General features: G+C 41.3%; 14 protein-coding genes. 5 read left to right on the plus strand and 9 right to left on the minus strand.

Annotated features, from left to right (window positions below):
• Nucleotides 1-9 precede the first annotated feature (9 nt).
• The 3 genes from A7968_RS16995 to A7968_RS17005 all read left to right on the plus strand — a co-directional run bounded on the left by A7968_RS16995 (nt 10) and on the right by A7968_RS17005 (nt 2,169).
• Nucleotides 10-750 carry a phosphoadenylyl-sulfate reductase gene (locus A7968_RS16995; protein ID WP_064667762.1) on the plus strand — a complete coding sequence of 247 codons (741 nt, stop codon included), beginning with the start codon at nt 10-12 and terminating at the stop codon, nt 748-750.
• 137 nt (nt 751-887) lie between these two features.
• Nucleotides 888-1,601, plus strand: coding sequence for a substrate-binding periplasmic protein (locus tag A7968_RS17000; RefSeq protein WP_167542980.1), 714 nt, complete (start codon nt 888-890; stop codon nt 1,599-1,601).
• A 34-nt stretch (nt 1,602-1,635) separates the two neighbouring features.
• On the plus strand, nt 1,636-2,169 hold the full coding sequence (locus tag A7968_RS17005; protein ID WP_064667764.1) for a DUF4124 domain-containing protein: 534 nt from the start codon (nt 1,636-1,638) through the stop codon (nt 2,167-2,169).
• Here the strand turns inward: A7968_RS17005 and A7968_RS17010 are convergent, their stop codons facing one another.
• The 4 genes from A7968_RS17010 to A7968_RS17025 form a co-directional block, all read right to left on the minus strand.
• On the minus strand, nt 2,170-2,418 hold the full coding sequence (locus A7968_RS17010) for a hypothetical protein (RefSeq protein ID WP_064667765.1): 249 nt from the start codon (nt 2,416-2,418) through the stop codon (nt 2,170-2,172). It abuts the gene before it with no gap.
• A gap of 117 nt (nt 2,419-2,535) precedes the next feature.
• On the minus strand, nt 2,536-5,283 hold the full coding sequence (acnA, locus tag A7968_RS17015) for an aconitate hydratase AcnA (protein WP_064667766.1): 2,748 nt from the start codon (nt 5,281-5,283) through the stop codon (nt 2,536-2,538).
• A 195-nt stretch (nt 5,284-5,478) separates the two neighbouring features.
• Nucleotides 5,479-5,907, minus strand: a complete 429-nt coding sequence (locus A7968_RS17020) for a hypothetical protein (protein ID WP_064667767.1) — start codon at nt 5,905-5,907, stop codon at nt 5,479-5,481.
• Nucleotides 5,908-5,983: 76 nt separating this feature from the next.
• Nucleotides 5,984-6,367 carry an RNA-binding S4 domain-containing protein gene (locus tag A7968_RS17025; protein WP_064667768.1) on the minus strand — a complete coding sequence of 128 codons (384 nt, stop codon included), beginning with the start codon at nt 6,365-6,367 and terminating at the stop codon, nt 5,984-5,986.
• A gap of 264 nt (nt 6,368-6,631) precedes the next feature.
• Between A7968_RS17025 and A7968_RS17035 the strand changes: the two genes are divergently transcribed.
• Nucleotides 6,632-6,919 carry a hypothetical protein gene (locus A7968_RS17035; RefSeq protein WP_064667770.1) on the plus strand — a complete coding sequence of 96 codons (288 nt, stop codon included), beginning with the start codon at nt 6,632-6,634 and terminating at the stop codon, nt 6,917-6,919.
• A gap of 55 nt (nt 6,920-6,974) precedes the next feature.
• The gene (locus tag A7968_RS17040) at nt 6,975-7,637 is read left to right on the plus strand and encodes a hypothetical protein (RefSeq protein ID WP_064667771.1); all 663 of its coding nucleotides are present in this window, start codon (nt 6,975-6,977) and stop codon (nt 7,635-7,637) included.
• Here the strand turns inward: A7968_RS17040 and A7968_RS17045 are convergent.
• The 5 genes from A7968_RS17045 to glnA all read right to left on the minus strand — a co-directional run bounded on the left by A7968_RS17045 (nt 7,634) and on the right by glnA (nt 12,738).
• On the minus strand, nt 7,634-8,092 hold the full coding sequence (locus tag A7968_RS17045; RefSeq protein ID WP_064667772.1) for a cyclic nucleotide-binding domain-containing protein: 459 nt from the start codon (nt 8,090-8,092) through the stop codon (nt 7,634-7,636). The genes A7968_RS17040 and A7968_RS17045 overlap by 4 nt on opposite strands.
• A 25-nt stretch (nt 8,093-8,117) precedes the next feature.
• Nucleotides 8,118-9,503, minus strand: coding sequence for a nitrogen regulation protein NR(I) (gene ntrC, locus A7968_RS17050; protein WP_064667773.1), 1,386 nt, complete (start codon nt 9,501-9,503; stop codon nt 8,118-8,120).
• An 18-nt stretch (nt 9,504-9,521) separates the two neighbouring features.
• The gene (glnL, locus tag A7968_RS17055) at nt 9,522-10,592 is read right to left on the minus strand and encodes a nitrogen regulation protein NR(II) (RefSeq protein ID WP_064667774.1); all 1,071 of its coding nucleotides are present in this window, start codon (nt 10,590-10,592) and stop codon (nt 9,522-9,524) included.
• 91 nt (nt 10,593-10,683) lie between these two features.
• Entirely contained in the window at nt 10,684-11,196 is a 513-nt protein-coding gene (locus A7968_RS17060; protein ID WP_157586779.1) for a DUF4124 domain-containing protein, read from the minus strand.
• 135 nt (nt 11,197-11,331) lie between these two features.
• Nucleotides 11,332-12,738: a glutamate--ammonia ligase gene (gene glnA / locus A7968_RS17065; RefSeq protein WP_064667776.1), complete on the minus strand. Its 1,407-nt coding sequence runs from the start codon at nt 12,736-12,738 to the stop codon at nt 11,332-11,334.
• Between the last annotated feature and the right edge of the window lie 236 nt (nt 12,739-12,974).

A 12,974-nucleotide genomic window follows, 5' to 3' on the forward strand; every position in this document is an offset into this window, starting at 1 on the left:
GAATTTACTATGAGTGAATTTAAAAACATATTACAGCTAGATAAAGAAAGCCAAGCGGCACTGCTTGCAGATGCAAACGGCGTATTAAAAGACTTGAGCGCTGAACAACGGGTGGCTTGGGCGCTGGAAAACTTACCAGATACCCAGTTTTTATCATCGAGTTTTGGTATTCAAGCTGCGGTGATGTTGCATTTAATGACATCACAGCGCCCTGATATTCCTGTGGTACTGACTGATACAGGCTATTTATTCCCGGAAACGTATCAGTTTATTGAGCAAATGACTGAGCGTTTATCACTTAATTTAAAAGTGTATAAATCAGCGCTGAGCCCAGCATGGCAGGAAGCTAAGTTTGGTAAGTTATGGGAGCAAGGTGAAGCGGGAATTAAGCAATATAACCAGCTTAATAAAGTAGAGCCTATGACTCGTGCGCTAAAAGAGATTAACGCCGGTACTTGGTTTAGCGGCCTGCGTCGTGACCAAGCATCGACCCGAGCTGAAAAGCAGATCGTTGAAATTAGCCGTGGCACAGTGAAGGTTTACCCAATTATTGAATGGTCAAATCGCGATGTGTACCAGTATTTAACGAAACATGATTTACCTTATCACCCATTGTGGGAACAAGGCTATGTGTCGATGGGGGATGTGCATACAACCCGTAAATTAGAGCCGGGTATGACTGAAGAAGAAACGCGCTTCTTTGGTTTAAACCGTGAATGTGGGTTACATATTGACGGTGACGGTATTTAACCCTAACACTGTTTAACCAGCTATTTGAATATTCCTAAAACGCAGCCTAGCTGCGTTTTGTGTTTTTGGACTACAATACAGTTAGGCGCTATAAATAGAAGTGCACATATTTTATGAAACTGTGTTACATAGTTTTTTTGTTATTATTTTCCAGCCATCTTGTTGCTGCAAATCTTCGTGTTGCGCTACCTGATGAAGATTATCCCCCCTTTCATTTTGTCAGCTCAGAAAATAAAGGTATTTTGCGTGATGTTATTACGGCATTTTCGAAGGCGTCAGGGATCCAAGTAGACTACATTTTTGTACCAGAAATGCGTTCGGCAAATATGGTGCAACACGGTGATGTGGATGCACGAATGGAATCTGAAGATTGGCAGGTTGGTAATGAACCATATTATTGGAGCCAAGAAATTATGCAGGTCGAAGATGTGATGGTGGCTGCGCGAGGTGTCCAGCTAATCGACCTAAAGCAATTAAATCGCTTAAAAAGTGGTGTGTTACTTGGGCGCTTTGGCTATGTTTACCCGACCTTTGAGCCGTTAGTGCAAAATAATATACTACATCGTGAGAATTTTTATTCGGATCTAGAAGTGCTACAAAGTTTGTATAAAGATACTCATTCTAGCCCGCGCTTTACTGTGATCTCGAAATCAGTTTTGAACTGGTACATACAGCATTACCCGGATTTTGCAGCGTTGGTCGTTAGTGACATTAACGTTGGCGTGGCACCTTTACAGTTGCAGTTTGCTTATAACTCCAAAGGTAAAAAGTATGCGCAACAATTTAATGATTTTTTACAAAAGTTGAAAGATAATGGCGAGCTGGATAAAATCATCGCTCGCTATCAATGATAGTTATGGAAAGTTTTAACGCAAAGGATTGAATATGAAGTACTTCGCCTACCTAGCAATTATGGTATTGCTGATTAGTGTTGCAGGATTATTTTATTTGCAGCGCCCAGATGGTCAAACATGGCTAACGAGTGATGAAATAACGCGCCAATCAAGTGGTATAAAAGAGCAAATGGTCTCGTTATCCAGTGACATGCTTTCCCGAGCAGTTAAGGTTGTCAGCGAAACCAGCCAAAAAATTGCAGAAACAATGACTTCGGATAGTTCGCCAGAGGCTATAGTCATTTACAAGTGGCAAGACGGACAAGGTCAATGGCACTATTCAGATCGCCCTAATCCCGATGGCAAAAGCCAGCAAATAGTACTCGACCCTAACGATATTACTGTTGTTGCAGCCGAGGATACCGCAATTCTCAAAGGCAGCGCTAAGGCTGCAAATATGTCGTCACTTTCACCAACACCACGTAGTGTTTATGACCCTGCGGTGATAAAAAAACTGTTTGAAGATGCAGAGCAAGTAAAGAGTACACTAGAGCAACGTACTAAGACGTTAGAAGCCGCTAAGTAATTAAAGCGGCGATTGTGCGCGCTTGTTGTGCTTGGCTTCCATATTCATCAGCACTATGGTGAGATAAATTTTAGTCGGTAATGAAAATAAAATGCCAATGGCAATAAATGTCGCACCGAGCATTATGCCATGAATACTATTTTTTTCGACTAACAGATCTGATACTAATAAGTAATGCCCCACTAAAATTAGTGATATACCGAGAACGATACATATTTTAAGCGTACTTATTAGTTTTTGCTCAGCCATTCAATGCACCTGTTGGTAATTAGGTGCATTCAGTGTAGGTAATATCTGGCAGGTTCAGCTTGTTTTACATCAATAAACTAAGGGCTAAGCAAATTAAATCTGCAAAGCCCTGATTAATTAATTGCTGAGCATATTACGTAGTACATACTGTAAAATGCCGCCATGCTTGTAGTAATCCCACTCTTTAGGGGTATCAATACGAACATCGGCGCTAAAACTAACTTGTTTACCCTCGCTGTTAGTAGCAATCACGCTTACTTCAGCAGTCTTGTCATACAGACCATCAATATCAAATTGCTCTTGGCCAGTTAAACCAAGGGATTCATGACTTTCGCCCTCTTTAAATTGCAGTGGCAGCACACCCATACCTATTAGGTTTGAGCGGTGAATGCGTTCATAACTTTGTGCTATTACTGCTTTAACACCCAATAATAGCGAGCCTTTTGCGGCCCAGTCGCGTGATGAACCTGTGCCATACTCAGCCCCTGCGAGTACAACAAGAGGTGTACCTTGCTGTTGATAGGCCATAGCAGCATCATAAATGCTGGCCAGCTCATCCTCAGGTTGTGTGCGAGTTACACCGCCTTCAGTGCCAGGGGCTAATAAGTTTTTTAACCTGACGTTGGCAAACGTACCACGCATCATCACTTCGTGATTACCACGACGTGAGCCATAAGAGTTAAATTGGGCTTTTTCAACCCCATTTTCTTGCAGGTATAGGCCTGCAGGTGCATCGGCCTTGATTGCCCCAGCTGGGGAAATATGGTCGGTAGTAACCGAATCGCCAAGTTTTGCTAAACAGCGTGCGCCGTTAATTGTTGGGATCCCCGGTGGCTCTGCAGTCATGCCATCAAAGAATGGCGCTTTTTTGATGTAAGTTGATGCATCATTCCAGTCATACAATTTACCATCAGGTATCTTAATTTGTTGCCAGCGATCATCGCCTTTGTAAACATTGCTATAGCTTGAGGCAAACATTTCTTTGGTAACAGTTTTTTTCACTAGTTCATTTACTTCGCTCACTGTAGGCCAGATGTTTTTCAGGTATATATCATTACCATTTGCATCTTGCGCTAGAGGCTCGTTGTATACATCGATATCAGTGCGCCCAGCAATTGCGTAAGCAACAACCAACGGTGGAGAGGCTAAAAAGTTCATTTTCACATCTTGGTGAATACGTCCTTCAAAGTTACGGTTACCTGATAAAATAGAGCTTACCACCAGTTTATGTTTTTGGATCGCGTCAGAGATTTCATCAGCGAGTGGGCCTGAATTACCAATACAGGTGGTACAACCATAACCGACTAAGTTAAAACCAAGGGCATCTAAATCATCCATTAAACCTGCTTTTTCTAAGTAGTCAGTGACTACTTGTGAGCCAGGTGCCAGTGATGTCTTTACCCAAGGTTTTACATTAATTCCTAATTGGCGAGCTTTTTGCGCAACTAAACCTGCGGCTAAAATCACACTTGGGTTAGAAGTGTTGGTACAGCTAGTAATGGCAGCAATCACACAAGCGCCATCTTTGAGCTCAAATTCTTGCTCTTTAAAGTTAACCTTTGCAGCCCCCATAAACTGTGCTTCGTTGACCGTATCGTCAGGGTTTATAGCGGGACCTTCACTTTCAATACGCGATTGCTGTTCGTCACTGTTGTCACGTTTTGCTAAGCGTTCATCTTGAAAGGTTTTTAAATGTTTGGTAATAATATCGCCGGCTTGATCCAGTGCAATTCTATCTTGTGGACGTTTTGGACCTGCAAGGCTTGGCACCACATCGCTGAGGTTTAACTCGAGTTTATCGGTGTAATTAGCTTCATCGCCATCATTACGCCACAACCCTTGATGTTTTGCGTAGTCTTCAATCAGTTTTAACTGCTCTTCATCGCGATTAGTTAAGCGCAAGTAACTAATGGTTTCATCATCAATAGGGAAAATACCACACGTAGCACCGTATTCAGGCGCCATATTAGCAATGGTTGCACGATCTGCTAATGGTAAGTCGGCTAGGCCATCACCATAAAATTCAACAAACTTACCCACCACACCATGTTTGCGCAGTATCTCAGTGACGGTCAGTACTAAATCTGTCGCTGTGGTACCTTCAGGTAAGCGGCCACTGAGCTTCATGCCCACAACTTGTGGGATCAGCAAGCTAATTGGCTGGCCGAGCATTGCGGCTTCAGCTTCAATACCACCTACACCCCAACCAAGTACGCCTAAACCATTGATCATGGTAGTATGAGAATCAGTACCAACTAAGGTGTCTGGGTAAGCAAATTTTTGGCCGTTACGGTCTTCGTTAAATACCACTCGTGCCAGGTATTCTAAATTCACTTGGTGAACAATCCCGGTGGCGGGTGGCACTACTTTTAAGTTATCAAAGGCTGTTTGCCCCCAACGTAAAAACTCATAGCGTTCTTTATTGCGTTCATATTCTAGCTTGGCATTTAAATCAAATGAGCCATCATTACCATAGCCATCTACTTGTACAGAGTGGTCAATTACCAACTCAGCAGGAGAGAGTGGGTTTATTTTTGCAGGATCGCCACCGAGTTTTTCCATGGCGTCACGCATTGCGGCTAAATCAACGATTGCAGGTACACCGGTAAAGTCTTGCATTACTACGCGTGCTGGCGTAAATGCTACCTCAGCAGTTGGCTTAGCTTGAGGATCCCAATCTAATAATGCATCGATATCTTGGGATTTGATATTTACGCCATCTTCATTGCGTAATAAATTTTCTAGTAGAATTTTCAGCGAGAACGGCAATCGTTTGGCTTTGTCGCCTAATCCTTGCAGTGAATGAATATGAAACTGCTCGCCATTAATAGTGAGTTGTTTTTGGGTATCAAAACTATTATTCATTATATGCCCCTAAAGTAGATGAATGTCCTTAAATGGTAAATGTAACCTCTTTTAAATATTAAAATGCAAACTGTATACCAGTATCAAATTGCACGATTATTGCGCAGTTAATGATACTGAGATGATGCTGAAAGTTTAGATTTCAAGCCATGGCTTGTAAAACCAATAAAAGCAACGCAAGCTTGCAGTGATGTTTTATCTCAGCCAACCCTGTTGTTTGCCACGATGACTAAGTTGTAATAATAAAACTGCGATGATGATCACCAGCAGTGGCATAAATACAGCACTTGCACCGAGTAATTCAATACTGTTAATGACAATAAAATTATAAAATTGCTGGATAAAAATCGCGATTAAAGACAACGCAAAGCACACTCGCGCAATGGCATTTTTAAGTAATAAGAAAATACAGCCTACTGTGCCAGCAAAAACGGCTACAGCAAATGCTAAGGTAGACCACAAAGGAGTATTTGAATATGCAGCTTGTTGATCTACAGGAAGTTTACTAATCATCTCAGGTGTCATAAGCAGTTGCATAATAAATGCAATGACCCCGAGTAAATTCCAAACTAATGCGGCCCAAGCAACACTTTTGAGCCAAGGAGGGGCTGTTGAAGTCGTCATAAAATGCTTTCTATTTGTCGTTATTTAGAAAGTAATTAAAGACGACCTCAAAGTGTTTTACAAGTTATGCTGGTGATTAACCAAATGAAATTGGACGACGACCCGTTTTTTCATCTACTTTCGGCTTTTTAGTACGTTTACGTTTGTTTTTAGGTGCCGCTGGTGTTTCTTGCACAGGGCTTTTTACACTCTCAGATTGAGTATTTTCCACAGCACGCTGCGCCGGTGTTGCATCTTCACTTAAAGTTAACTTAAAGAGCTCACCATCAAATTCAAGCACATCACCACTGTATAATTTTTTCCGTTTGATTGTACAAATTTCATGGTTAACACCCACATACCCCTCAGTGATGAGATTTTTTGCTTGGCCGCCACCTTCAACTAAATCAAGAACTTTTAAAAGTTTACATAACTCAATCGGTTCTTCTTCTAATTCAATTTCAATGTATTCGTCGTTCATGTTTGATCTCATTAAGGTAGGGCATAGCCTGTAGTATAAAGGCTATGCGCGGCTTTTGCATCAAACCTTCTAATCTCTGCGAGGCATTCAACAGAAAAAACCGAAAACTTTTTGGTATTTTTTACTGGCTTTAAAAAAACTGCAGTAATTGCGATGTAAGCTGCCATTGTAAAATCTGGCCTGTTATTTGCCATAGATGATGAAAATTAATAACCGCTAGATGCAGTAACTTAAGTGCTAACGCACTGAAAAATGGAGTAGAAGATGGGCGTAAGATTAGCAATGAGAAAAGAGTTAATGGGTTTAAATAACTCAGATATGTTAACAGCTGATGATGTCAGAGCGCATCTAACTCACCAGGTAAAGCAGCAGCCGCACAGTACGCACAAAGGTTTTTCGGTGATTTCAAAATTTAATGATAATCACAGTCAATTACTCAGTGGTGACAACAACCGAGAGCGTTTGTTGGAGTTTCAACGCCATCGTTTATTTAAAGATGTGTTATACACCAAGCAAAGTGTTGATGCTTGGTTAAATAGCCAAATAAATTAAGTTGCCTTAATGCGCTACCTCCAATAGACTACACTTGTAATCATTTGGAGGTACTATGCGAAACGGAATTTTAATCTGCATGTTGTTATTACTAACTGCCTGCCAACAACCAACAATATATGTATACACGCAAGCATTAACAGAGCTAGAAAAACAACAGCTAACAATACGCTTACAGCAACAACCATTACCGTATCAGTTTATTCAATTACCGATACCCAAAGAGTTTGCCGCTGCGACTCTATTAACTTCTGAAGATAAGCTACTCACAGCCGAAACCGAGCAGCTTGCTGGTATTATGCAAGCTATGGGCTATCAACCACAGATACACTATGTGTCGGCAGCAAATCATCATTATAGCAATGGCAATATTGGCTTTTACTTGCGTGGTGAGCAAATAGAGCTAGGTTTTGATGTGCCAGAACAAATGCGAACTACTGGTTGCGTTGAAGATCGCTACAATGGTCTCAAAGTTAAATTTGTTGATAACTTTGTTGAGTTTACTTTAGTAAATGGTGCCCGCGCTCAGTTAGGTTGGCAACGTTATGAAAATTATTTAGTCATCAATTATAGAGATACTTCGCAGTCATATACGCATTCAAGCCCTTTAGTTGCCACTCCTTTTGGGGAAAAGCCCTCAGACACATTTCGCTATAACGCACACATTGAAGGGCCACAATGGTTAAATTGCTCGCTGCAAGTTGTGTATATGGATTAGCCTCGTGAATCAAGGTAGTGACTAAGTTTGGCTATACGCTCGCTCATACCTTCGATAATACGGTCTTTGATTTTTTCGCGGATCACATTGGGGAGTCGTGTTAGTGCTTCAGGTGATATTGCGAGCACGATTGTGTCACTTTTTGCGCGGGCACTGGTGCTACGCTCACGGTTATTGATAAACGCACCTTCGCCAATAAACTCACCGGGCTCTATTGTGCCCAGTTCCATTAAATGGCTGTGGTTAAATACCACAATAGCGCCGCTGAGAACAATATACAGTTGTTTGTCGTTATCGAATTGTTTAAACACAAAGCGATTTTGACTTACTAAATATAAATGGCTGAATGATTCCAGTAAAATTTGCCGCTCGTTGAGGGTAAACTCTCTAAAAAAATTCAGCCTATTGAGTATTTCCATCTGCTTAATTAATGGAATATGTTCAATTAACTTCAACTTTTTTCCTTTTCAACAGGGAAGTTTAGTTGATATTGCGCTCTTTTAATTTGCGGGTCAATGTATTACGACCCCAACCAATTTTAACCGCCGCTTCTTGTTTATGCCCTGCACAGTTTGCCAACGCAGTTTTAATTAAGCGAGTTTCTAACTGCGCTTGAATATTCGGCCAAATATTTTCTTTACCTTGTTTTAGCTCTTGATTAAGCCACTGCTGGAATGAATCAAGCCAATCACCTTCTTGTTGAGCCTCATCAATTTCTAAAATTTCAGGCGGTAAATCTTGTTCACTGACTAATTCACCTGGGGCCATTACAGTAAGCCAGCGGCAGGTGTTTTCAAGTTGACGAACATTACCTGGCCAGTTAAATAGACGTAGTAAATCAGTAGCTTTAGCGCTGAGTACTTTACTTTCAACTTGTAAGTCTTTGGCGCTTTTATGCAAAAAATGTTGTGCTAAGCGTTCAATATCTTCGGTGCGCTCGCGTAGAGCGGGTAGGCGTAATCGTACTACGTTTAGGCGGTGAAATAAGTCATCCCTAAACTTACCTTGTTTGACCAAATCTTCAAGGTTTTGGTGGGTCGCAGCAATGATCCGCACATCAACTTTAATACTTTGATGACCACCAACACGGTAAAACTCGCCATCAGCTAATACCCGTAATAGCCGAGTTTGCACATCCAGCGGCATATCACCTATTTCATCGAGAAATAGCGTCCCGCCATTGGCTTGTTCAAAGCGGCCTTTGCGAACACTATCGGCACCGGTGAAGGCACCTTTTTCATGGCCAAATAACTCAGATTCTACCAATTCTTTAGGAATTGCCGCCATATTTAAGGCGATAAACTGGTTTTCTTTACGCGGACTGTGATTATGCAATGCACTGGCAACTAACTCTTTACCAGTACCAGATTCACCATTAATCAACACACTCATACTTGAAGCGGACAACTTGCCGATTGCCCGAAACACTTCTTGCATAGCGGGTGCTTCACCAATGATATGGGCGCTTTTTGGCGGGGCAGGTTTACGTTTGGTCTTTTTGGTGGAATTAGCTCGGCACGCACTTTCAACTAAGGCAACCGCTTCATTTAAATCAAACGGCTTGGCCAAGTATTCAAATGCGCCTTTTTGAAAGGCATTAACTGCAGAGTCTAAGTCGGAATGCGCGGTCATAATGATCACGGGTAGCCCTGGGTTTTGCTCTGCAATAAGCTCTAGCAATGCCATACCATCCATACCCGGCATTCTTACATCTGAGACCAACACGGTGGGCTGGCTAAACTTTAATGCACTGAGCACGTCTTGGGCATTAGCAAAACTTTCAACGTTGAAACCTGCGCGTGCTAGCGCCTTTTCAAGTACAAAGCGGATTGATGCATCATCATCAACAAGCCAAACTGTTTTCATGCGAACTCCAACAACCGATTAATCCACAAAAGGCAGATATATATTAAATTCTGTATGACCCGGCCAGCTATCACATTCGATATAACCATTGTGTTGATCGATCAAGGTTTGTGCAATCGAAAGACCAAGTCCTGAGCCACCTTCTTTATTGGTGATCATCGGGTAAAACAAAGTCTCTTTGATGCTAGGATCGATACCAGGTCCGTCATCTGATATTTGGATCAGCAGCGCTTTTTTAGGCGCTTTACCCGGGCGACGTTGTTGATGATTAATGCGTGTTTTAATTTTTATCACGCCACCATCGACTAACGCTTGTTGTGCATTACGAACAATATTAAGTACCACTTGCTGAATTTTACCTTGGTCAATAAATACATCCGGAATACTTGGATCGTAATCTTTTTCCAAACTAATATTGGCACAATTATCTAAGGTGCTTAACTTAATTACAGATTCTAAGGTTTGGTGAATATTACCGTAGGATTTTTGCGGCAATTGATTCGGCCCTAGCAATCTGTCTACCAGCTCTCGTAAGCGGTCAGCTTGTTCAATGATCAGTTCTGCACATTCATCCCGTTCTTGCTGATCAACTTCATACTGCAATAATTGCGCCGCTCCGCGAATTCCACCTAAAGGATTTTTAATTTCATGGGCAAGTCCGCGAATTAGGTTGCGGGCAGCTTGGTATTGATGCATTTGATTAGAAGCTTGGTCGTGGCGAATTTCATCGTCAGTTTGGCGACATTCAAATAAAATATAATACTCATTTTGTAGTTTTACGCGGCGTGAGCTGATCGCCAATTTTGCATGGCGGGAATCAACGAAAACCACGTCAGCTCTATGCTGGTGGCAATCTACACCATCCATTAGTGAATACTGAGCAATCCGTTTTAAGTCAATCGAATGATAGTTAAATAGAGTATCAAAAGGTTGATTAAGAATACGCTTGGAGCCTAATCCTAATAGCTCACTGGCACTATTATTAGCGTAAATAAGGGTGAATTGTTGATCAAGTAAGATCACCGCAGTCGACAGGTTTTGCCAAATGCTAGTGAGTAATTCAGGGCTAAAATTTTTATTATTGGGCATGGTTGCACCACTTTAGTGCGTTGATCTTAATTAGCAGCTTAGCACATAATTATTAAGCAAATTATTGTCTTTGTATAAGAAGACGATCTTTTTACAAAGATGATGCTCTATGCATAAAAAAAGTACTTATAGGGCTAACAGAGACTATTGAGCCTTGCGGATCAAATAGTTTAACTTGTAAGGTGTGTTCCCCGCGATTTACATCGCGCAGGGCAAACGTGCTGGTATTGCTAGGCTCTGCAAATGCAGTGCCATCAACCAGTAGCTGTATTTTAAAGCCATTCTCAAAACGAGGTGTAATACGACTAGTTACATACACTGAACCGGTATTCTCACGCACAGTACCTTGATCGGCAGGGGAAGAAATGACCACTTTATAGCTTTTCGCGGCAACAGGCTGCTGCTCATCTAAAATACGCGTATCAACGGTTGGCATAGTTAAAGTTTGGCTGGTGAGTTTTACTTCGGTAGCCCCCACTTTAGGTGTATCAGAAAATACCAATACGCCATTTTTATCTACCCAAGAATAAATTTTCTTATCACCGCTATAGCCATAAAAGCTGATTGAAATCAGTATTGTTAGTAATAAAAGCCTTGTTTTCACCTTGCCACCTTGCATTTTTTGCACTAACTAAACTTTAGTGGAGAATGGAAAAATTAGCCATAAAAAAAGCCCGCATAACGGGCCTTGAGAACACACATAAATTATCTATAACTAGATAATTTTAACTACAGCTGATTAACAGCTGTAGTACATTTCGAACTCAACTGGGTGAGTTGTCATGTTAAGTTTTTCAACTTCTTTAGATTTAAGTGCGATGTAAGCATCGATTAAATCATTAGTGAATACGCCACCTTGATTTAAGAACTCACGGTCTGCATCAAGTGCAGCTAGCGCTTCACCTAATGAAGAGGCAACTGTTGGAATTTCTGCTGCTTCTTCAGCTGGTAAGTCGTATAAATCTTTATCCATTGCATCGCCAGGGTGGATCTTGTTTTTGATACCGTCAAGGCCAGCCATAAGCATTGCAGAAAATGCAAGGTATGGGTTAGCTGTTGGATCTGGGAAGCGTACTTCGATACGACGTCCTTTTGCAGACGGAACCACTGGAATACGGATAGACGCAGAACGGTTACGTGCAGAGTATGCAAGCATTACTGGTGCTTCAAATCCTGGTACTAAACGCTTGTACGAGTTAGTTGACGCATTAGCAAACGCATTGATTGCTTTAGCATGCTTGATGATACCACCAATGTAGTAAAGCGCTTCTTCAGAAAGACCGCCGTACTTGTCGCCTGCGAATAAGTTAACACCGTCTTTAGCTAAAGACTGGTGACAGTGCATACCAGAACCGTTATCACCAACAACTGGCTTAGGCATAAAGGTTGCTGTTTTTCCATATAAATGAGCCATATTATGGATAACATATTTCATTTCTTGGATTTCATCCGCTTTTAATACCATAGTATTGAAGCGAGTAGCGATTTCGTTTTGACCAGCAGTTGCTACTTCGTGGTGATGTGCTTCAACCACTTGACCTAGCTCTTCAAGCACTAAACACGTCGCTGAACGCCAATCTTGGAAATCATCAACTGGAGCAACAGGGAAATAACCACCTTTTACGCCAGGACGGTGACCGGTGTTGCCACCTTCATATTCTTTATCTGAGTTCCAAGCAGCTTGCTTAGAGTCAATTTTATACATAGAACCTGACATGTCAGTTTTGTATTTAACATCATCAAATACAAAGAACTCTGGCTCAGGACCAAATAAAACTGTGTCAGCAATACCTGTAGAACGCATGTATTCTTCAGCGCGCTTAGCAACAGAACGCGGGTCGCGCTCATAACCTTGTAATGTGCTAGGCTCAACCACGTCACAACGTAAGATTAAAGTAGCTTCTTCTGTGAAAGGGTCTAATTTAGCTGATTCAGCAACCGGTAGTAATACCATGTCTGATTCGTTAATGCCTTTCCAACCTGCAATTGAAGAACCGTCAAACATTTTGCCGTCTTCAAAGAAGTCTTCATCTACTTGATGATGAGGAATAGAAACATGTTGCTCTTTACCTTTGGTATCAGTAAAGCGTAAATCAACGAACTTAACGTCATTTTCTTTAATAAAATCTAAAACCGATTGTGACATGTGTCCTCCAACTGTTGGGTTTTATTTTTGCTGCATAATTGCTTTTGCTTTCTAGTAAGCGGCTTCCATGCCATATTTATAATTTGTTGTTTTTAATGGTTAAAAAATGCCAGTACTTGCTATGTGTTAGTGTTTTTGCACCAACTTGGAACGTACTTTGATCATTTTGGTGCATGCGTTAAGTGAACGCTATTTGCAAACAATTTGTCTATATAATAAACACAGCTATTTTGTTA

This window comes from Pseudoalteromonas prydzensis (assembly GCF_001661495.1).
GTDB lineage: Bacteria > Pseudomonadota > Gammaproteobacteria > Enterobacterales > Alteromonadaceae > Pseudoalteromonas > Pseudoalteromonas prydzensis.

Excerpts from the sequence above, each read along its gene's own strand:
- glnL (WP_064667774.1), bottom strand. The coding sequence starts at position 10,592 with ATGCCCAATAATAAAAATTTTAGCCCTGAATTACTCACTAGCATTTGG.
- A7968_RS17035 (WP_064667770.1), top strand. The coding sequence starts at position 6,632 with ATGGGCGTAAGATTAGCAATGAGAAAAGAGTTAATGGGTTTAAATAAC.
- glnA (WP_064667776.1), bottom strand. The coding sequence starts at position 12,738 with ATGTCACAATCGGTTTTAGATTTTATTAAAGAAAATGACGTTAAGTTC.
- A7968_RS17040 (WP_064667771.1), top strand. The coding sequence starts at position 6,975 with ATGCGAAACGGAATTTTAATCTGCATGTTGTTATTACTAACTGCCTGC.
- A7968_RS17025 (WP_064667768.1), bottom strand. The coding sequence starts at position 6,367 with ATGAACGACGAATACATTGAAATTGAATTAGAAGAAGAACCGATTGAG.
- A7968_RS17010 (WP_064667765.1), bottom strand. The coding sequence starts at position 2,418 with ATGGCTGAGCAAAAACTAATAAGTACGCTTAAAATATGTATCGTTCTC.
- acnA (WP_064667766.1), bottom strand. The coding sequence starts at position 5,283 with ATGAATAATAGTTTTGATACCCAAAAACAACTCACTATTAATGGCGAG.
- A7968_RS16995 (WP_064667762.1), top strand. The coding sequence starts at position 10 with ATGAGTGAATTTAAAAACATATTACAGCTAGATAAAGAAAGCCAAGCG.
- A7968_RS17005 (WP_064667764.1), top strand. The coding sequence starts at position 1,636 with ATGAAGTACTTCGCCTACCTAGCAATTATGGTATTGCTGATTAGTGTT.
- A7968_RS17020 (WP_064667767.1), bottom strand. The coding sequence starts at position 5,907 with ATGACGACTTCAACAGCCCCTCCTTGGCTCAAAAGTGTTGCTTGGGCC.
- ntrC (WP_064667773.1), bottom strand. The coding sequence starts at position 9,503 with ATGAAAACAGTTTGGCTTGTTGATGATGATGCATCAATCCGCTTTGTA.